This window comes from Paenibacillus sp. FSL M7-0896 (assembly GCF_037975415.1).
GTDB lineage: Bacteria > Bacillota > Bacilli > Paenibacillales > Paenibacillaceae > Paenibacillus_AQ > Paenibacillus_AQ silagei.
The window spans coordinates 6,298,422-6,320,065 of sequence record NZ_CP150250.1 but is presented as its reverse complement, the minus strand read 5'-3'; the positions used below and the strand labels follow the sequence as shown (position 1 = coordinate 6,320,065).

The 21,644-nt window shown below is 53.1% G+C and carries 14 protein-coding genes; 12 read left to right on the top strand and 2 right to left on the bottom strand.

Translation table 11 applies throughout. The features are described from left to right. Nucleotides 1-99: 99 nt before the first annotated feature. The 3 genes from MKY12_RS27275 (at nt 100) to MKY12_RS27265 (ending at nt 3,534) form a co-directional block, all read left to right on the top strand. On the top strand, nt 100-2,067 hold the full coding sequence (locus MKY12_RS27275) for a heavy metal translocating P-type ATPase (protein ID WP_339311620.1): 1,968 nt from the start codon (nt 100-102) through the stop codon (nt 2,065-2,067). Between the two features lie 205 nt (nt 2,068-2,272). Further along, nucleotides 2,273-3,214, top strand: coding sequence for a thioredoxin-disulfide reductase (gene trxB / locus MKY12_RS27270; protein ID WP_036730365.1), 942 nt, complete (start codon nt 2,273-2,275; stop codon nt 3,212-3,214). Between the two features lie 83 nt (nt 3,215-3,297). After that, on the top strand, nt 3,298-3,534 hold the full coding sequence (locus MKY12_RS27265; protein WP_036694922.1) for a glutaredoxin family protein: 237 nt from the start codon (nt 3,298-3,300) through the stop codon (nt 3,532-3,534). 179 nt (nt 3,535-3,713) lie between these two features. Here the strand turns inward: MKY12_RS27265 and MKY12_RS27260 are convergent, their stop codons facing one another. Both MKY12_RS27260 and MKY12_RS27255 read right to left on the bottom strand, forming a co-directional pair. Then, nucleotides 3,714-3,908 (bottom strand): hypothetical protein, encoded by a 195-nt coding sequence (locus MKY12_RS27260; protein ID WP_036694925.1) that lies wholly within the window; start codon nt 3,906-3,908, stop codon nt 3,714-3,716. A 142-nt stretch (nt 3,909-4,050) separates the two neighbouring features. Then, a complete protein-coding gene (locus MKY12_RS27255; RefSeq protein ID WP_036730363.1) occupies nt 4,051-5,211 on the bottom strand; it encodes an ROK family transcriptional regulator in 1,161 nt (386 codons plus the stop codon). Between the two features lie 367 nt (nt 5,212-5,578). On the opposite strand from MKY12_RS27255, the gene xylA reads away from it, so the two are divergent. The 9 genes from xylA to MKY12_RS27210 all read left to right on the top strand — a co-directional run bounded on the left by xylA (nt 5,579) and on the right by MKY12_RS27210 (nt 21,633). Then, complete coding sequence (xylA, locus tag MKY12_RS27250; RefSeq protein ID WP_036730361.1) at nt 5,579-6,898, top strand: xylose isomerase; 1,320 nt, start codon at nt 5,579-5,581, stop codon at nt 6,896-6,898. Nucleotides 6,899-7,700: 802 nt separating this feature from the next. After that, on the top strand, nt 7,701-9,197 hold the full coding sequence (gene xylB / locus MKY12_RS27245) for a xylulokinase (RefSeq protein ID WP_339311619.1): 1,497 nt from the start codon (nt 7,701-7,703) through the stop codon (nt 9,195-9,197). 222 nt (nt 9,198-9,419) lie between these two features. Next, nucleotides 9,420-10,973, top strand: coding sequence for a response regulator transcription factor (locus MKY12_RS27240; protein WP_339311618.1), 1,554 nt, complete (start codon nt 9,420-9,422; stop codon nt 10,971-10,973). Between the two features lie 199 nt (nt 10,974-11,172). Further along, on the top strand, nt 11,173-12,963 hold the full coding sequence (locus tag MKY12_RS27235) for a histidine kinase (RefSeq protein ID WP_339314982.1): 1,791 nt from the start codon (nt 11,173-11,175) through the stop codon (nt 12,961-12,963). A 114-nt stretch (nt 12,964-13,077) separates the two neighbouring features. Then, a complete protein-coding gene (locus MKY12_RS27230; RefSeq protein ID WP_081751337.1) occupies nt 13,078-14,064 on the top strand; it encodes an ABC transporter permease subunit in 987 nt (328 codons plus the stop codon). Nucleotides 14,065-14,078: 14 nt separating this feature from the next. After that, nucleotides 14,079-14,978 carry a carbohydrate ABC transporter permease gene (locus tag MKY12_RS27225; RefSeq protein ID WP_036730353.1) on the top strand — a complete coding sequence of 300 codons (900 nt, stop codon included), beginning with the start codon at nt 14,079-14,081 and terminating at the stop codon, nt 14,976-14,978. Between the two features lie 192 nt (nt 14,979-15,170). Continuing rightward, the gene (locus tag MKY12_RS27220) at nt 15,171-16,913 is read left to right on the top strand and encodes an ABC transporter substrate-binding protein (RefSeq protein ID WP_339251334.1); all 1,743 of its coding nucleotides are present in this window, start codon (nt 15,171-15,173) and stop codon (nt 16,911-16,913) included. A 108-nt stretch (nt 16,914-17,021) separates the two neighbouring features. Then, nucleotides 17,022-19,403 carry a glycoside hydrolase family 95 protein gene (locus tag MKY12_RS27215; protein ID WP_339311616.1) on the top strand — a complete coding sequence of 794 codons (2,382 nt, stop codon included), beginning with the start codon at nt 17,022-17,024 and terminating at the stop codon, nt 19,401-19,403. A gap of 145 nt (nt 19,404-19,548) precedes the next feature. Beyond that, entirely contained in the window at nt 19,549-21,633 is a 2,085-nt protein-coding gene (locus MKY12_RS27210; protein WP_339311615.1) for a DNA/RNA non-specific endonuclease, read from the top strand. The last annotated feature ends 11 nt before the right edge of the window (nt 21,634-21,644 follow it).

The following is a 21,644-nucleotide window of genomic DNA, read 5'->3' as shown; positions in this document are numbered from 1 at the left end:
GGCGATGCCGGGGCAGCATGTGTCATTTTAAGGGTGTTAATAATGGCTCTCATTCTCAAGTGTGCGCTTAACCAAAACCATTCAGGAAGGTGATTGTTCATGCAAGCAACCTCGAAATCAATGCCCAAATCTATAGCGCGTCAAGGAGGGGCGCAGCAGCCCCGCACTCCGGGACCGCGCCGCTTCGATCCGCTGGCGATGCTCAGCAACTCCGAAATGCAGGCCGCTCTGGGGAGCGGGCTGATTATGCTCGTAGCCTGGGCTACCAGCGGCTGGTCGGAGGTCTTATCCGTTATCCTCTATGTGATCTCTTATACACTGGGCGGCTGGATGAAGGCGAAAGAAGGCGTGGAGACGCTGGTCAAGGAGCGTGACCTGGATGTCAACCTGCTGATGATCGCTGCAGCGCTGGGTGCCGCCTCCATCGGGTACTGGAATGAAGGGGCGATGCTGATTTTCATCTTTGCCCTGAGCGGAGCGTTGGAGAGCTACACCATGGAGCGCAGCAAAAAGGACATCTCCGCTCTGCTGGCCCTCAAGCCTGCTACTGCGGTCCGGATTGAGCAGGGGGCGATGAGTGAGGTAACGATTGATGAGCTCATGCTCGGAGATCTGCTGCTGATCCGTCCGGGTGAACTGATTCCCGCTGATGGCAAGGTATGCCGGGGGGAATCATCTGTGAATCAGGCCTCCATCACGGGAGAATCGCTTCCCGTAGACAAAGCTGCCGGCAGTGAAGTATTCGCCGGTACCGTTAATGGAGAAGGCCCCCTCTATATAGAAGTGACGAAGACGGCCGAGAATACGCTGTTCGCCAAAATCATCCGCATGGTGGAAGAGGCGGAGAACGAAGTGCCGGATTCGCAGCGTTTTATCAAACGGCTTGAATCCGTATATGCCCGAGTTGTCGTGGCTGCCACGGTCCTGCTGATCACCTTGCCGCCGTTTGTGCTGGACTGGAGCTGGAGCAATACGTTCTACAAGGCAATGGTCTTCCTGGTCGTGGCTTCCCCGTGTGCGCTGGTATCCTCCATCATGCCCGCCATGCTGTCGGCCATCTCCAAGAGCGCCCGCAAAGGCATCCTGTTCAAAGGCGGGGTACATCTGGAGAATATGGCACGGACCTCGGTCGTTGCTTTTGACAAAACGGGTACCCTGACGGAAGGCATCCCGCAGGTCACGGACTTCATCGCCGGAGAAGGCTATGTGCGGGAAGAGCTGCTGGCCGTGAGCGCCTCTATTGAGAAGCTGTCGGGGCATCCGCTGGCAGAGGCCATTGTCGCGCTGGCGGAAGCGGAACAGATCGGACTGCGGGATATTGAAGAGAGCCAGTCGGTCACCGGCTGGGGAATTGAAGGCGTCATCGACGGCCAGTTGTGGCGGATCGGCAAGTCGAATCTGCTGGATGAAGCGGAAGGGGCGGCTGCCGGGGCGGATACGGACCATTGGAAGGCTCTGCGCAGCAGGCTGGAACAGGAAGGCAAAACGGTATCGCTGATCCTTTCCGGAGAGACCATTGCCGGAATGATTGCCCTGCAGGACACTGTGCGCCCGCAGGCGGCGGCTGCCGTGCGCAAGCTGCATGATCTGGGGATCAAGGTAGCGATGCTGACCGGTGACCGCGAGGCTACAGCCCGGGTCATTGCGGGTGAGAGCGGCGTAGATCTCGTGTTCGCCGGGCTTTTGCCAGAAGATAAGGTATCACACATCAAGGCGCTGCGGGAGCAATACGGTCATGTTATCATGGTAGGCGACGGGGTGAATGATGCACCTGCGCTCGCAACCGCAACAGTTGGCATGGGCATGGGGATGAAGGGCAGCGGGGCTGCCCTGGAGATTGCTGATGTGGTGCTGATGAATGACAACATTGAGGAGATTGCCGGGACGATTGCCCTGGCGCGCCGGACGCAGCGGATTGTGAAGCAGAATATGATTTTTGCCGTAACGGTCATTGCCGCCTTGATGATCAGCAACTTTGTGCAGGGGATTGCGCTGCCGTTCGGGGTGGTCGGGCATGAGGGAAGTACGATTCTCGTTATCCTTAACGGTTTGCGTCTGCTGCGTTAGAGGCCGGTACAATGGAGGGAGCAGCTGAATAGGTGCGCCCGCTTATTTTAAATTGCTTAAAATTGAATTGTTCACAAAATGGAGCGTTTACAACGGGTCTGGCATATTGACAACTCCCCTTGAGGTGATCATAATAAATACTAGATTATAATTATTTTAAATAAGGAATGGCGTCTTTTCCGTCCATCTCAAGGGGGATATCATCATGTACAAATCAATTATTGTCGGTACTGGACCGGCCGGATTGACAGCTGCTATATATTTGGCCCGTGCGAACCTGAACCCGCTCGTTATCGAAGGTCCGCAGCCAGGCGGACAGCTTACAACTACAACGGAGATCGAGAACTTCCCGGGATTCCCGGAAGGCATTCTGGGTCCCGATCTGATGGATAATATGCGCAAGCAGGCTGAGCGATTCGGCGCACAGTTCGTGACCGGCTGGGTGAACAGCGTGGAGCTGGGCGACCGTCCGTTCAAGCTTAACGTGGAAGGTATGGGCACACTGATTACGGATACGCTGATTATCTCCACGGGTGCCACAGCCAAGTATCTCGGAATTCCCGGGGAACAAGATAATATTGGCCGCGGGGTCAGCACTTGTGCTACCTGTGACGGATTTTTCTTCCGCGGCAAAGAGATCGTGGTGGTCGGCGGCGGCGATTCCGCGCTTGAAGAAGCGGGCTTCCTGACACGTTTTGCATCCAAGGTAACCCTGGTGCACCGCCGCGAAGAGCTGCGGGCCTCGAAGATTATGCAGGACCGTGTCCGCGATAACGCCAAAGTGACCTGGGGACTGAACCGTACCCCTGTTGAAGTGATTGCCGAAGACAAGGGTGTAACTGGCCTGAAGGTGATCAACAACGAGACTGGCGAAGAAGAGTTCATTGAAGCCAGCGGGGTATTCGTGGCGGTTGGCCATCATCCGAATACGGCATTCCTGGGCGGACAGATCACTACGGATGCCAACGGTTATATCGTATCGAATCCCGGCACCTCCGAGACGAACATTCCCGGCGTATTCGCCTGCGGCGACGTGCAGGATACCCGTTACAGACAGGCCATTACGGCTGCGGGCAGCGGCTGTATGGCGGCTATGGATGCCGAGAAATATATCGAGAGCCTGGAGCACAGCGCAGTAATTATGTAAGTCTGGCATTTGGAGAAGCAGGGATTACGGTGCTACAATAGATCTCAGAGTCTAATACTTAGATACGAGGAGGAAATCATACTATGGAGAATGTAATTGTGTACACATCGACGAATTGCCCGCATTGCCGTCAGGTGAAAAGCTTCCTGAGCGATAAAGGGGTAGCCTACGAAGAACGCAACATCGAGCAGAATGAAGAGTACGCCCAGCAGGTGTGGGATATGGGCATGAGAGCTGTGCCGATTACGGTGATCGGGGATATGAAGATCGTCGGCATGAACAAGACCAAGTTCGACAAGGCTTTGGCTGCGACGGAATAATAGCCGGCAGTCCTGAAATATATAGAGCCGCTTCCCGGTGGGAGGCGGCTTTTTGCGGTGCATGCGGAGGAAAAACAACATTTAAATCTGCCCATTGGCCTGGCCTGCTTTAGCGAAAATGAACAATCTTAAATGCTGCTTCTCTACTTGCTTACGTCATTTCTGTCTGCTTGCAGACCTCAGGTAAGAGACATGAACATCTGAAAGACAGCATAGACGGCAATGCCGCTTGCGATAAGGAGGAATCCCGATTTCTTCCGCGACTGGAACAGACGCAGGACACCGAGGCTGACGAGCGGAGCAATGATGAGCAGCAGCAGCAGCACTGCGATGAACATCTTCGCCGAAATATCAGACGTATCAACATAAGTCATGGATTCTCTCTCCATTTCAGAAAAAGGGGTGTGGTGACAAATGTCACACGAGTATCCTTATTATATAGGATAGCCACTCCTTTTAGAGCAGGAAATGCAGAAAAAAATGCGGCGATTTTAAGAAATATAAGAATTTAAGGGTCTAGAGAGTGACGCGGATGTTGCCCAGAAAATGCATCACCGCTGAAAAACCCGCTCCAATCATGGTTCCCCGGCTTCCCAGCCTGGAGAAGGTGATTTCGAGCTGCTGCTTGTGGTAGGGGAGGGTACGCTCAGCTACCACCCGGCGCAGCGGCTCGCCGAGCCACGGCTCCGCCTCCGATAGAGCGCCGCCGATCACGATCAGCTCTGGGTTGAAGCTGTTGATCAGATTGGTAACTCCGATCCCCAGATACTCTCCAATGGAGTTGAAATGGCTTAGCGTATCGGGCTGCCCCTCAAGTGCATACTTGACCAGTCCGGTCGTTGTGCGGGCCGGGAGGGAGAGGCCGGGGTTATCATAGGTTTTCTCGGAGGCGTACAGCTCCCAGCAGCCCCGGCTGCCGCAGCTGCAAGGCTTGCCTTCCGCTTCAATCGTCATATGTCCAGTCTCACCCGCATAGCCGCGCGCGCCCTTGTACAATTCTCCGCCGATAATAATCCCCGACCCGATCCCCGAGCCGGCGCTAATATACAGCAGATGTCGCACATCGCGGGCCGCCCCGAAGTTCAGCTCACCCTGAGCCCCTGCATTGGCCTCATTATCAATCGTAACCGGCACCGCGAAGGCGCTTTCCAGAATCGAACGCAGGTCTACCATCTCCCAGCCCAGGTTGGGCGCGAACAGGACAACGCCGTGCTCATCGACCATTCCCGGGACGCCGACACCAATGCCGACGAGTCCATAATGTGAAGGCGGGGCCGTAGCGATTAGCTCCGAAATCATCTGCTGCATCTGCCCGAGCACATAAGGGAAGTCGTGGTTCTCCAGCACACTGTCCCGTTCATGAAGAATGCCGCCCCCCAGGTTGCAGAGTACGGCCTTAAGCTGTTTCACGCGCAGCTCGATCCCGATCACACTTCCCGCCATTTCGTTAAAATGCAGCATCAGCGGCTTACGCCCGCCGCTGGATTCTCCGGGTCCAGCCTCGGTTACGAGCTGCTGCCCGCATAGCTCGGCTACCAGATTGGAGACGGTAGCTTTATTCAATCCTGTCACCTCGGACACCTTGGCCCGCGAGATGGGGGAATGCATACGGATGGTATGTAAAATAATCGATTTGTTTATTTTTTTGACCAGCGCCTGATCACCGGTAACTTTCAAGCAGCACACTTCCTTTTACAATATAAGAATTTATCAGTATAGAACCGAGTAGATTACTGGGCCCTTGCACAGGCGGGAGGAGGGTAGCTGTGAAGACGCTCTCCGCTGCGCGGGTATGCCCCCTAGTCTAGAATGAAGAGCGTAAAAATGCAACTATATCCGTTGGAGCTGGACGGTCCGAACGTTACATATTTTTAAATAACTGGAACTTATGAAGGTGAATATAAGCTCCGGTAGACACGCGAAACAGCGGGAAAAATAAAAATAAAAAAACTTTGTTTAACCAATATACAAAGTCAAAGAGATGTGTTAAGATGATGCTGTAAACGCTTGCGGGCGAAGCAAAATATCGAGGAGGATTTTACAAATGGCTTATTTTGAAACAGTGAGCAAGATCTCTTACGAGGGAAGCCGTTCCACCAACCCTTATGCATTCAAATTCTACAATCCTACAGAAATCGTAGCCGGCAAAACAATGGAAGAACACCTGAAATTTGCAATGGCTTACTGGCATACATTAACAGCTGGCGGTTCCGACCCGTTCGGCGCTGAAACTGCAGTCCGCGCTTGGGACAAACTGAGCACGCTGGACAAGGCTAAGGCCCGTGCAGAAGCAGCATTCGAATTCATGGAGAAGATGGACCTGCAGTACTACTGCTTCCATGATGTGGACATCGCTCCTGAAGGCGCGTCCCTGCGTGAATTCTACAGCAACATCGATACGATCGTAGACATCCTTGAACAAGGCATGAAGGCTTCCGGCAAAAAACTGCTGTGGAACACTGCCAACATGTTCACCAACCCGCGCTACATGCACGGTGCAGGCTCCACCTGCAACGCTGACGTATTCGCACACGCTGCTGCACAAGTGAAGAAAGGTCTGGAAGTGGGTAAACGTCTGGGCGCTGACAACTATGTATTCTGGGGCGGCCGTGAAGGTTATGAAACACTGCTGAACACCAATATGCAACTGGAGCAGGACAACATTGCCCGCCTGTTCAGCATGGCTGTGGATTATGCGAAGGAAATCGGCTTCGACGGCCAGTTCCTGATCGAGCCTAAGCCGAAAGAGCCTACCAAGCACCAATATGACTTCGATGCAGCAACTTGCATCGCATTCCTGCAGAAGTACAACCTGGATAAGCACTTCAAGCTGAACCTTGAAGCGAACCATGCTACACTGGCTGGCCATACATTTGAGCACGAGCTGCACGTAGCCCGTATCAACGGCATGCTGGGATCACTCGATGCGAACCAGGGCGATCCGTTGCTCGGCTGGGATACAGATGAATTCCCTGCAAGCATCTACGATGCTACACTGACTCTGTATGAAGTACTGAAGAACGATGGTCTGGGCAAAGGCGGAATCAACTTTGACTCCAAAGTACGCCGTCCTTCCTTCGAGCCTGAGGATCTGTTCCTGGCACATATCTCCGGTATGGACGTATACGCTAAGGGCCTGAAGGTAGCTGCTAAGCTGCTGGAAGACGGCGTATTCGAGAACTTCATCGCTGAGCGTTACAGCAGCTTCAACGAAGGCGTTGGCGCTGACATCGTATCCGGCAAAGCGACACTGGCTTCGCTGGCTGACTACGCGCTGAACAACGAGAGCCCGCGTCCGAACAAATCCGGACGTCAGGAACTGCTGAGAGCTACACTTAACCAGTACATCCTGACTGCTGAGTAAGACGCTGCCGGATTTGCGGGATTGCCCGCAGATTCATTAGAGAAGACACGCAACGGGGGTTGCTGAAGAGAGCATTCTTCGGCAGCCCCTTTTTTAATACTGGAAATGCATTTTATACAACTAAATCATCTTATGTACCGCCGAATATCCGTTTAGTTGTAATTCATACAATTAAACTGCCTCCGTACCCGGGTTTTCGCCTATTCGGGCAGATTTAGTTGTACAAAGTACAGTTAGAAGAGGAGAACCTTTCTTTTCACTCTATTTAGATGTACAGAATACAACTATCACCGATTGGTTCGGTTCATACGCATCTTCATACATTACCTTGTTTATTGAATAAATTCACTTGTTTAGCTCTGATGCTCTACTAGGACTGTGTGAATGTATTTAGTGCAGTAGAATGCTCTAATTTGGCTGGAAAATAGCATTCTGCTGTATTCCGTACAACAGATATTTGAGGATACCGTACAAAACAGCCTTTTCATGAAATTCTAGTGTACAAAGTACAATTGCCTACGATTTTCGGCCGATTTAACGAGAATCTATTGCAGGAAATACAATCGCGGCCGCATGTTCAGTGGAAGCGGTTCCGGTAATACGGGAGAGGCTTACGAAGCGAGTTTTGCTTGAAGAGAATACAGGATGCGGAACCCCGCAAAACTTAAGATTATGCTTACGAAGCGAGTTATATTGCGGAGTTGGTTCAAGAAGTAAAGCTTCATATAACTAAGCGTATGCTTACGAAGCGAGTTTTGCTCGAAGAGAAGTAATGCTTCATATAACTTTTAGGAGGATAACTATGAAATATGTAATTGGTGTCGATCTTGGAACCAGTGCGGTCAAGACTGTACTGGTAGATCCTCAGGGCAAGGTGGCTTTCGAGCATTCTGAAGCGTATCCGCTCAGCAGACCCCAGCCGAACTGGAGTGAGCAGAATCCGGAGGATTGGGTGAAGGGAACCATCGCCAGTCTGAAGCGTCTGATGGAAGTATCGGGTGCAGAGCCTGGACAGATCGACGGTATCAGCTTCTCCGGCCAGATGCACGGGCTTGTGCTCGTTGACGGCGAAGGCAAGGCGCTGCGTCCCGCCATTCTATGGAATGATACACGTACGACTGCGGAATGCCGCAAGATTGAGAAGAAGCTCGGCAGCAAGCTGATCGATATCGCCCGCAACCGCGCGCTCGAAGGCTTCACGCTTCCGAAGATTCTGTGGGTCCAGGAGCATGAGCCTGAGGTGCTCGCGAAGGCTGAATTGTTCCTGCTGCCGAAGGATTATGTGCGCTACCACCTGACAGGTGACTATGCTATGGATTACTCCGACGCCGCCGGAACCCTGCTGCTCGACGTTGGCGCTAAGCAGTGGAGTGCGGAGATTGCCGGAGCGTTCGATCTGCCGGTCTCCCTCTGCCCGAGACTCGTGGAATCCTTCGAGCAGACCGGAACTCTGCTTCCGGCAGTTGCAGAAGCCTCCGGCCTGCTTCCTACCACCAAGGTGTTCGCCGGCGGGGCAGACAATGCTTGCGGCGCACTGGGTGCCGGCATTCTGGGTGAAGGCCGGACGATGTGCAGCATCGGGACTTCCGGTGTGGTATTGTCCTACGAGAGCAACAAGGATCTTAACCTCGAAGGCAAGGTGCATTTCTTCAACCACAGTGAGAAGGATGCCTTCTATATCATGGGTGTTACCCTGGCGGCAGGACACAGCCTGACTTGGTTCAAGGAGACCTTTGCAGCAGACAAGAGCTTCGACGAGCTGCTGCAGGGTGTGAACGAAATCCCGGCTGGCAGCAGCGGTCTCTTGTTCACCCCTTACATCAGCGGGGAACGTACACCGCACCCGGATGCCAGCATCCGCGGCAGCTTCATCGGTATGGATTCCGGACATACCCTGTCCCACTTTACCCGCGCTGTGCTGGAAGGCATCACGTTCTCGCTGCGTGAATCGATTGAGATTGTGCGTGAATCCGGCAAAGAGATTACCGAGGTTGTGGCGATCGGCGGCGGGGCTAAGAATGAAGCCTGGCTGCAGATGCAGGCTGATATCTTCGGCGCTACGATCATCAAGCTGGAGAGCGAGCAGGGTCCGGCTATGGGCGCAGCTATGCTGGCAGCCTACGGCGCAGGCTGGTTCGACTCCCTGGGTGAATGTGCGGAAGCCTTCATCCGTCCGGCAGAGACCTATACCCCTAATGCAGATCAGGCGGCGCTATATGACGGGATCTTCGCTTTGTATCAGGATGTATACGGCCAGACCCGCGAGCTGAATGAGAAGCTGGCTTCTTACCGTAAATAGAATATCCGCACGGAATGACTGCCATCCTGTAAAGGGTGGCAGCTTGTTTTCTTTAGGGTATAAGATCTATATAAGAAGACTATCTGGTGACAACAGCGGCCGGAAGTCCAAATGTTCACCGCAGTGACGACACTGCTTCAAGTACAATTTTAAGTGTTCCTTATTTTAGTATGATAAATTCCGGCTCGGAAGCTCGAGTACGGCATGAAGGGAGGCCCCCTATTGATCAAAGTACTGATTGTGGATGATGAGCCCAAGCTGAGGGAAGGGATGCGCACCTTGATTCCCTGGGAGGAAGAGGGGTATACCGTGGTGGCGACAGCGGCTAACGGTTATGAAGCGCTGGACAAATTCCGTGAGCTGCAACCTGGACTTGTGATGGCGGATATCCGTATGCCGGGAATGACCGGACTGGAATTAATCGCTGAGCTGCGCAAGGAAAGTCCGGGCTGCCATGTGCTGATTCTGAGCGGCTATGCCGATTTTGAATATGCGAAGCAGGCTATTTCCTATCATATTGACGGATATTTACTCAAGCCGGTGGATGAGGAGGAGCTGATCAGCTATCTGCAGGAGCTGCGGGAGAAGATCAGCCTGGAGGAACGGATCAACGAATGGCAGGCGCTGGAGCCGGCAAGAACCACCGAGGTGCTGGTGCGGGAGCTGCTGCAGTCGAATTCGAAGGAAGGCGGGGAAGCCGCGGCTGAACTGGGCCTCACGGACAGCGGCTGCGAAGTGGTGCTGCTGGAATTGAAAGGGCTTAACAAGGGCGAGGATGCCCGTGAGGATGCGGTGAAGCGGCTGATGGAGCGGCATTGGCAGGAGCAGGAGGGGCACGGCTTCTTCTTCACCCTTCCCCCGTACATGGGAATTCTGCTGAAGGAGCCGCTCCGGGATGAACGCGCCCGGGCGGCGCTCTGGCAGGAGCTGCACCACCTGATCTCGAAGGAGGGGCTGGAGTTCGTGGCCGCAGCGGGCGGAGCAGCTGTCCGGCCGCAGGAGGCAGGAGAGTCCTTTGGGGCTGCACGCGCCCGGCTGGAGGATGCCTTCTTCGGGCAGAAGAACACACTGCTCTGTGGAATGCCGGACCTGTGGGAGGAGCCTGCACAAGGCGCGGTTGAACCGGAGGAGGAGCTGGACCCCGAGCGTGATATCGAGGTGCAGCTGCTGCTGGCAGTAGAGGCTGGCAGTAGCGAGGTAGCCAGGGAGCTTACATTGCAGATTATCCGCAAGCTCGTGCATACCCAGCGGGACGAGACCTATATCAAGGACCAGCTGCTGCGGATTGTCAGCAGCACGATTGCCCGGCTGGAGGCAGCGAGTCCCGAACTGCGCCCGCTGATTGCCGGACAAGCCTCGCCGATGGGCGAGGTCTACAGCAGCAGATACCTGCATGATGCAGAGCGGCTGGTGTCGGGCTATATGGAGCAGCTGTCCCGGCTGACGGGCAGCGGAAGCGGACGCGGCGATGAGATTAAGCGGATTACGGATCTGATCCAGCGCCGGTATAAGGAGAATTTGAAGCTGGGCACACTTGCGGAGATTTTTAACTACAATAGTGCCTACTTGGGTAAAATGTTTAAGAACCAGGTGGGCGAGCACTTCAACACGTATCTGGATAAGGTGCGGATCGAGAAGGCCAAGCAGCTGCTGACCCAGGGCATGAAGGTCTATGAGGTGGCCGAGCAGGTCGGGTACATGAACTCTGATTACTTCAATGCCAAATTCCGCAAATATGTCGGCGTCTCCCCAAGCGCATACCGCAAGGAGAACTAAATTTATATAAGAAGCGCGAAAGCACTTAACGAAAAGCAAAAAGAAGCGGAGGGGAAATTTGGAACTGTAGGTCGCGGCAAGCTTGCAGAGATTCAGGTATGAGGCTTATGATATACAGGCTGTTCCCCTTCTTGCAGAAGATCCGGGAGCAGCCTGTTTGTATAGAGAGGGGGAGATTGATATCAAGAAGCTGGTGCGGATGGTCAATAACATGAAGCTGAAATACAAGCTGATCTTCTTTTATATCATAGTGGTGATGATTCCCGTGCTGATTGCAGGGGTGATTCTGACAAATTATTTTCGGGAGGGAGCCTTGAACAGAGCGATAGATCAGGCCACCAACAACGTGGAAAAGATCAAAAGCCAGTTGTACAGCAAGCTGCGGGTCCCCACAGATATTTCGAATCTGCTCTATTTCGATGAGGATCTGGAGCGGCTGGTCAATACGCATTATCCGAGTATTCTGGAGCTGACCAAGGCCTACCTGAATTATACCGACCTCAAGGAATATGTGCTGCGGTACCGGGAGATCTCCAATATCCGCTTTTTCATCGATAATCCCACACTGGTGGACGATATGTCCATCGCGCCGGTAACGCCGGAGATCCGTACGAGAAACTGGTATACACAGGCTATGCAGAACAATCAGATCTACTGGATGTATATCCACGACAAGGACCCTTATATCAACAGCCCCAAAGGGACCATCAACAAGCTGAGTCTGATCCGCCAGGTTCCCTACCCTGAATACAGCAAGTCAGGAATTCTGATGGTGCAGGTGAATCAGGATGAGCTGAACCAGATGCTGCACCAGGAGCCGTTCGAGACGATCATTATTGATGAGCAGGGCTATATTGTATCCGCCAAAAACCCGCAGCTGGTAGGCAGCACGGTGGATGCTTTTGACATTGGAATTGATGTGCAGGCGCAGTCCAAGGGCGTGTTCACAACGCAGGTGAAGGACAAGGATTCCTACGTTATCATCGATGAAATGATCCCTGAGCTGAGTGTCAGCAAGCTGAAGATTATCTCGGTGTTCGAGACCAAAAGCATTCTGAGCGATGCCAACAAGGTGAGTCAGCTGGGTCTGTTCATCGTAATCGGGGTGCTGCTGGTTGCGCTTGTACTGGTATACACCATCTCGCTGCTGACGAGCAACCGGCTGCTGCGGCTGAGCCGCCAGCTCAATCAAGTCGCCCTCGGGAACCTGAACATCGTCTCCCACATTGATGGAACAGACGAGATCGGCCAGCTGTCGCGCCAGTTCAACTACATGGTAGCCAGCATCAACCAGCTGATTACCCAGGTGATAGAGAGCAATGAGAAGAACAGTACGCTGGAGATCGCGCAGCGGGAGATTAAGCTGAAGATGATGGCCAGCCAGATTCATCCGCATTTTCTGTTCAACGCGCTGGAGTCGATCCGGATGAACGCCCATCTGCGGGGAGAGAGGGAGATCGCCAATATTGTCCGGCTGCTGGGCAAGCTGATGCGCAAGAACCTGGAAGTAGGCCGGGAGAGAGCGCCGATCAAGGAAGAGATTGAGATGATCCGCTCCTATCTGGAGATTCAGAAGTTCCGGTACGAGGACAGGCTGGAGTATGAGATTGCCTTCGATCCCGCCGCCGCTGAGGTGATGATTCCGCCGCTGATTATCCAGCCGCTGGTGGAGAATTCCGTCGTTCACGGTCTGGAGAACAAGGAAGGTACGGTGCATGTCAGCATCGCCGTCACTCTCACGGAGAATCAGGAGATTCAGGTCATTGTAATGGATGACGGGATCGGCATGACGGAAGATCGGTTGGCTGCGATTATGGAGGTCATCACCAAGGCGGAGGAAGAGGAGCAGGGCCGGATCGGGCTGCGCAATGTGCAGCAGAGACTGACTCTGTATTACGGAGCGGAGCACGGGCTGAACATCTCAAGCCGGGAGGGAGAGGGGACCCGGATTACATTTTCAATCCCTAAGGACAGTGGTTTGAAGGCTTAAGGGGATACAGGCGGGGAGAATGTCTAATTTCTATAGGTTTTTACGTGAAATCTGTTGGGTATTCTCGCCCCCGGCGCTGGGATAAGATAAAGCTATCAAAGCGAAGGGGGAATAATGATCGTGAAAGCGCTCACTGAAAGCGGTGTTACAGCAAATGAAAGCGTAACCCCCCGCCCACCTGCGAAACGGAATAGTGGATTTTGGAAAAGCGTACTCCAGCAAAAGTACTTATACCTGATGTCCCTTCCATTCGTAATCTGGGTATTTATATTCAGCTATGTGCCTATATGGGGATGGCTAATGGCCTTCCAGAATTATAAGCCGGTCAGGTCGTTCAGCGAGCAGAAATGGGTCGGACTGGACAACTTCAGGGAGCTGTTCCAGGATGAACGCTTCTACCTCGTATTAAGAAATACACTGGCGATGAGCATGCTGGGACTGATCTTCGGCTTCGTGGTTCCTATCCTGTTCGCCGTGATGCTCAACGAGCTGCGCGGGAACGTCTTCAAGAGATCGGTTCAGACGATATCTTACCTGCCCCACTTTGTATCCTGGGTCGTTGTAGGCGGGATTGTCTACAAGACGCTTGCCATCGATGGAGGGATCGTGAACGATCTGCTGCTCTGGATGAATGTGATTGATGAGCCGATTCAGTTCATGGCCAAAGGGAAATACTTCTGGGGAGTCTTAACGGCTGCTGACATTTGGAAGGAAACGGGCTGGAACGCGATCATCTATCTGGCAGCGATTACAGGCATTGATAAAGAGCTGTATGAAGCGGCCAAAGTCGATGGTGCAGGACGGGTCAAGCAGATGTTCAATATTACGCTGCCGGGTATCCGCACAACGGTGATGGTGCTGCTGATTATGAATATCGGCCATCTGGTCGGTATCGGCTTCGAGAAGCAATTCCAGCTGCAGAACAACATGGTTACCGATTATTCGGAAGTGCTGGATTTGTATGCGCTTAAATACGGGATACAGATTGGACGGTTCTCCTACGGTACCGCGATAAGCATGTTCACCTCGGTAGTCAGTGTCATCCTGCTGTTCACCGCTAACGGTCTGATGAAGAAATTTGCCAAAGAAAGCATTATGTAAGGAGGGGATCATCCATGGGTGGCAAAGCATTCCAAATGTCAAAAGGTGAACGTGTCTTCGATATTTTTCTCTACATCGCTCTAATCCTGATTATGATTGTGACGTTATATCCCTTTCTGAACGTGCTGGCGATTTCCTTCAATGAATCTACAGATACGGTCCGGGGCGGCATCTATATCTTCCCGCGGGTCTGGACTCTGGAGAATTACCAGCGGATCTTCAGCTATACGGGGCTGATTCAAGGCTTCAAAATATCGATTCTGCGTACCCTTTCCGGGACTCTTCTGGGGCTGATCAGTGCTTCCATGCTGGCCTTTACCCTCAGCCGTCCGGAGTTCAGAGCCAGAAGATTCGTCTCGGTATTCCTGGCCCTGACCATGTATTTCTCCGGCGGTATGGTGCCGATGTACATTCTCATGAAGGACCTGAATCTGATCGGAACGTTCTGGATCTACATCCTGCCGGGTATGGTATCCGCGTTCAACGTGTTCATTATCCGCTCTTTCATGGACGGCCTGCCGTTTGCCCTGCAGGAATCCGCTAAGCTGGATGGGGCGAATGACTTTATGATTTTCTACAAAATCATTCTTCCGCTCTGTAAGCCGGTGCTGGCAACCATCGCCTTGTTCCTGGCCGTGGGGCAATGGAATGAGTGGTTCACTACCTATCTCTACAACGGCAACAAGCCGCATCTGACTACGCTGCAGTTCGAGCTGATGAAGGTCCTGTCTTCGACCAATCAGGGCAGCGGCATGGCAAATGCGAATGATATGGCCAGACAGATGGCGCAGATTTCACCGGAGTCGATCAAGATGGCGATTACCATTGTCGTAACGGTGCCGATTCTCGTGGTCTATCCGTTCCTGCAAAAGTATTTTGTCGGCGGGATGACGCTGGGTGCAGTCAAGGCTTAGGCCTTAACCCAGAGCGACAGGGGGAGAAGCTGCCGGGTTCAGTGCAGAGCCGGGCAGCTAACCCGCTTAGGTTGATGTGTTAATTAATGGAAATTTATATTTATAGTAGTTTTGCAAGCGTTCACAATGGTATATTCAGGTCTCACCTGATATGCATAGAGGCAACATATTAAGATACAAGGGGGATACACAATGAATCGCAAGAGTACCAAGACGATCTTCACACTCCTGCTGATGAGCTCGATGCTGATCGCCGGTTGTGGAGGCAACGGCAATAATGCAGCCAACAATACGACGCCTAACAACTCAGGAACAACACCTGATGCTACTGCCGCAGCAGATGATACGGCTCTAGATACCTCACCGGCTACATTCACCTTCTTCGGTGCGGATGCCAGCCCGAACTGGAACAAGATGCAGGATGATGTAGGTAAAGCGATTACGGAGAAGACAGGGGTTACCCTAGAAGCTGAATTCGATGTAGGCAGCGGCGGCGGCGACCAGAAGATTGCGATGATGGCGGCGAGCGGCGACGTTCCTGATATTATTTTCGCTAAAGGAAGTCTGAGTACCCTGGTGGATGCGGGCCTGATCCTTGATATGACGGACCTGATTGACAAATATGGCCCCAACCTCAAAAAAGTCTACGGCGAGAACATGAACCGTCTGAAGTACAGCCTGGACGACCAGAGTATCTATCAGATTCCTACGAATATGGGTGTCGGCCAGAAATCCTTCGATGCCACAGGCGGATTTGAAATCCAGCATCGTGTACTCAAAGAGCTCGGCTATCCGAAAGTGCGGACTGTAGCTGATTTTGAAAAGGTGCTTAAGGATTATGTGAAGCTGCATCCGGAAACCGATGGGCAGCCTACCATTCCGCTGACGCTGAATGCCGATGACTGGAAGATTATGATCACCGTGACGAACCCGGCCTTTACTACAACCGGTGCACCGGATGATGGTGAATATTATGTGGACCCTGAGACCTTCGAAGCGAAGCTTCACTACAAACGCGCCGAAGAAAAGGAATATTTCCGCTGGCTGAACGGTATGTACAATCAAGGCCTGCTCGACAAGGATACCTTCGTACAAAAGGATGACCAATACAAAGCGAAAGTGGCCAGCGGCCGTGTGCTCGGTCTGATCTCCCAGGAATGGGAATACTCCGACGGTGAGAATGCCCTGAAGGCTGCCGGCAAAGACGAGTATACCTATGGACACTTCCCTGTAACCCTGACCGAAGAGTATAAGGACCATTCCTTCATGCAGACCGGTATCGACGGCTACGGCATTGCGATTACTACGGCAGCCAAAGATCCTGAGCGGATCATCAAATGGCTGGACTGGATGTCCTCCGATGAAGGCCAGATCCTGAGAACCTGGGGGATTAAAGATAAGCACTATACTGTGGATGCCAATGGCAAGCGCGAGGTTCTGCCTGAGATCCGTGACGGCTTAGCCAACGATACGGCGAACACTCAAAAAACAACCGGGATCGGCCAGTACCTGATCTTCGGTGCACGGTATGGCGACGGCGTGAAGGATTCAACAGACAACTATTACACCACAAGCTTCCCTGAGCAGATTGTTGCTTCGTACTCCGAAGCTGAGAAGGAATCCCTTGCCGGATATAAGGCGACTACCTGGAAGGACCTGTTCCCGAAAGAGGATGAATTCCCTGTAAAAGAAACAGGTGCCCTGTACAACCTGCCGGTTCCGACAGACGGTAAATATCAGGTCATCTTCAAAAAGACCCAGGATATCGTACGTAAACGTATCCCGGAAGCGATTCTGTCCAAACCGGCTGATTTCGATAAAGTCTATGACGCCTTCCTGGCCGAGCTGGACAAAGCCGGTGCTCAGGATATGGAAAAAGAATTCACTGAGCTGGTGAAAAAGAGAGTATCCCTGTGGACAGGCAAAAATCTGTAAATCCTAACGGGATGTAGCATGATCCAGAGTACAGCAGAAAGCAGAAGGCCCGACTTAGGTCAGGGCCTTTTGCTGTATTCAGAACTTAGTAGGAAGGGTGAGGAGAACATGGAAACTAAACAAAATACATCCGCATGGAAGCTCAGATACCGTCAGCCCGCAGCGGTCTGGGAAGAGGCGCTGCCGCTCGGGAACGGGCATATGGGGGCTATGGTATTCGGCGGTACGGATAAAGAGCTGATCTCGCTGAATGAGGATACCTTATGGTCCGGGTTCCCCCGGGATACCAATAATTACGAAGCGCTCAGGTATTTGAAAAGAACCCGGGAGCTAATCGCTGCAGGCCAGTATGGGGAGGCCGAGGATATGGTGAATGCCCATATGCTGGGGGTCAACGCCCAGGCCTATATGCCGCTCGGGGACCTGATTCTTACGCAGCCGGGCGCAGAGAACTATACAGCCTATGAAAGAGAGCTGGATCTGGATAGCGGAATTGCCAGAGTGAATTATCAGACTGGGCAGGGAGGTTTTACCCGTGAAGTATTTATCAGTACCCCGGACCAGGTCGGAGTCGTGCATCTGACAAGCGATCAGCCGGGGGGAATTCAGCTAGAGCTGGCACTGGACAGCCAATTACAGCATAGCGTTAGCCCAGGGGAGGGAGACAGGCTGGTAATGAAGGGGCGCTGCCCATCGCATATTGCCGACAATTACCACCAGGATCATCCGCTCGCGGTGCTCTATGAGGAGGGACTTGGAGTTGCGTTCGAACTGCACCTGCACGCACAGGTAACCGGGGGAAGTGTCCGGTATTCCGCAGGCAAGCTCGTGATCACCGGAGCAGATCGTGTACTGCTACTGCTGGCTGCCGGAACGGACTATGAGGAGGTGCGGTCCAGAGCAAGCCATAGGACTGCTTCGGCTGCTCAACATTTGGAAGCAGTGGTAAGCCCGGCGGAGCTATGCGCCGGCAGATTAAGTGCTGCGGCTGGTAAGACTTATGAGGAGTTGTTCGCACGCCACGTTGCCGATCATCAGGCGATCTTCCGCCGGATGGATCTGGAGCTTGGCGGTCACGAGGCGGAGGAGAGGTTCACCGATGAACGTCTGTCCGCTTACCGGGACGGGGCAGAAGACCCGGCGCTGGAAGCGCTGCTGTTCCAATATGGCCGCTATCTGCTGATGGGCAGCTCGCGCGCCGGAACCCAGGCAGCGAATCTGCAGGGGATCTGGAATCCTCATGTTCAGCCGCCATGGAACAGCAATTACACAACCAATATCAACACGCAGATGAACTATTGGCTGGCGGAGGTCTGCAATCTCAGCGAATGCCATGAGCCGCTCCTTGAGCTGATTAAGGAGCTTAGTGAGACCGGGGCCAGAACCGCGGCTATTCATTACGGGGCACGCGGCTGGGTAGCCCATCATAATGTGGATCTGTGGCGGGCTTCCACACCGTCCGGCGGAGATGCTAGCTGGGCCTTCTGGCCAATGGGCGGCGTGTGGCTATGCCGCCACCTGTGGGAGCATTACGAATTCAACCCCGATATGAAATATTTGGGTGAGACCGCTTATCCGCTAATGAAGGGAGCTGTCCTCTTCTGCCTAGATTGGCTGGTGGAAGGACCGGAGGGGTGGCTCGTTACCAGTCCGTCTACTTCACCGGAGAACCGGTTCATCACGCAGGACGGCAGAGCTTGCAGTATCTCTATGGGTTCGGCCATGGATATGAGCCTGATCGCTGAGTTGATGCAGCACTGCCTGGAGGCTGCGCGCATTCTCGGCGTGGACGCTGAGCTACAGGAGGAGCTGGAACAGACGCTTGCCCGGCTGTCTCCGCTGAGGATTAGCAAGGATGGACGGGTGCAGGAATGGCTCTATGACTTCGCCGAAGCCGAACCGGGGCACCGCCATGTCTCCCACCTGTACAGCCTGTATCCGGGCAACCGGATTAATCGGCGAGATACACCGGAGCTGCTGGAGGCCAGCCGTTTAACGCTGGAGCAGCGGGTTGCTTCCGGCGGGGGGCATACCGGCTGGAGCTGTGCTTGGCTGATTAACCTCTATGCCCGGCTCGCAGACGGCGATGCGGCTTACGGCTATGTGCGCACGCTGCTAACCCGCTCCGTCTATCCCAACCTGTTCGACGCGCATCCGCCGTTTCAGATTGACGGTAATTTCGGTGCGGCTGCTGGGATCGCAGAGATGCTGCTGCAGAGTCATCTGGGGGAGCTTACGCTGCTTCCGGCGCTGCCTGGAGCCTGGAAGAATGGCCGTATCCGGGGTCTTAAGGCGCGCGGCGGGTATGAGGTGGACATGGAGTGGCAGGCTGGGGTTCTGGTATCCGCGCGGATTACAGTGAAGTGCGATGGGATGCTGCGGCTCAGTTATGCGCAAGCACTGAAGCTGCTGCTTGCGGACGGCAGCGCTCAGGCACTGAATGGTGCGTTTGAGGTTAAGGCAGGCGGGATTTACTCGGTGGGGGTGTGATGATTAGGAGAATTGAAGGAAAAATGGAAAACTATAAATCTAGTGGGAAATAAACCCGATAATAATAGGAGGTAACCTGTATAACTGAGGGATATTTATTGGTTTAAGTGGAAGCCAGAGTTCTAGTCCGGCGGGGAGGGTGGCTATGGCATCAACGAAGCTAGTATTTAACGAAGATGAAGTCCGGCGCCTGCAGACGAAGATCGGTCAGGTGAGCCAGGACACCAACAGGCTGTACCTTCAATTGAAGGGCCAGTCCAGCAGCTGGGGCGGTATTCCGATGGGCGACCATTTGGTCAAGGCCCAGGTCCTAATCAATGAATTAACCGTAGAAGCGGAGAAATTAGAGGATATCATCCGCGTCGCCTTGAGAGGCGTCTCGGAGCTGCAGGAAGAGAATAAGCAGCAGGCGGAGAAGCTGACAGGGCAGTTTAATCTTTTGTTCGCGGCCTTCGGAAGCTTGGGGCTGCAAGCAACCGCCGGACGAGTCTCCATTCCTGAATTTGTGCAGCGAAGTGCGACCAATCTCATTACTTCGATTGCCGCTCTATCGGGAAAAGATGAGCTCAGCAGGGACCCGGTGGTGCAGCAGCTCAGGAATGTCATTCAAACCTCCGGTCTGCTGACCGTAGAGAATATCGCTGCGCAAAGTAAGCTGAACGATATTTTCGCGGCACGGAATGAGATCGCCAAGGCCCAGATGGCCTTTAAAGTGTATCAGGCGTTCGGAAACCAGGCGCAGATGACGGCTGTTCATGCACAGGCGGAAGAAGCCCGGCAGAAGCTGGCTTCTCTAGGCGTAGCCAAGATCTACTATGAATCCGGCAAGGATCTAAGCGGCTATTACAAACAACCGGCGGTTACAGCCTGTGAGTATGATCCTTCAATTACGGCGGAGAAGGTTCCCTTACTACATAACGAAGAATATTTACTGCTTTTGCGGCTGGCCATGGAGAAGACCGCCGCCGGAGCGTATGCGCGGAGTCAGCTTGCGGCGAAGCGGCAGGAAATTCAGGTCGCAGCGGCTCTTAAGCAGGTTCAAGAGCAGATCGAAGCAGAGCGGCGGTTGAACGGCCCTCCGCTCACGCTGCCAGATGGCACGCCAATTACCGCAGACAACAAGGAAAACGAGACCACATTGGAATTTTATCAGGCGAAAGTCTATGTGCCGAATGAATATCTCACTCCGATGTACACCAGTTATCTGGGCTGGCTGGATAACACGTACGGCCTCACGAAATGGGAGAGCAAGGTCCGTCAGTCGGGAGATGTAGTGCTGGCTTTTACCGAAGGATTGATGAAAGAGGTCGTCATGGGCGTGGCGGATACGGCAACCTTTGCCTTCAAGCTGGTTGTGGACCCGGTCAAAACCACCACAGAAATGAAGCAGCAAGCACAATATCTGATTGACCATCCCGAAGTGCTGGTGGAAGCGGCGAAGATGGCGTATCATCAGTTTGACGAGGGCACACCCGAAGAGAAGGCGAAAATGCTCGGTTCAGTCGCATCCATCCTTGTCCCCGGACTACAGGTCACCAAAGCAGGCAAAGTGGGCAAAGTGCTAGGCGAGGTAGAAGACGTCGTCAGCCAAGCGGCGAAGGATGCCCTGCAAGGGATTAAGCAGAAGCTGCCGAACCTGGGTCCGGTGATGCAGACGCCGGAAGGGTTTGTTTTCAAGATAGGAGAGATCCCCGATACTCCAGCAATGCCGAAAACGCCGGTGCAGCAGCGGTATATGGATGGGTTGGAAGGGAAGGGTGAAGTTCCCAATAAGACTTTTGTCGATAATTCATTTGATGAGGCAGGAAAACTAAAACCGAATGTGAAGTATAAAGCTGGTGAGCACCAATACGATTATGAAACAGATCATCTGGGTAGAATTGAAAACTTTAGTACGGATGATTTAAAATTAACGGCAAGAGATGAACGTTTACCACATGACGCAAATACGCCAGGAAAGGAGTCAGGTGACCACGCAGGTCATTTGGCAGGAGATAGATTTGGCGGCTCGCCAGAGATTGACAACCTTGTATCTCAGTCAAGTAAGGTGAATCTAAGTACGTATAAGAAAATAGAAAATGAATGGGCAAGGGCTTTAAATGCCAAACCGCCGAAACATGTTACTGTTGACGTAAAAATAAAATATGATGAGGATTCGCTTCGACCGTCTAGCTTTAATGTAACCTACACAATAGATGGTGAGCTAAAAGTTTTCGATTTAATAAATTAAAAGGAGATTGG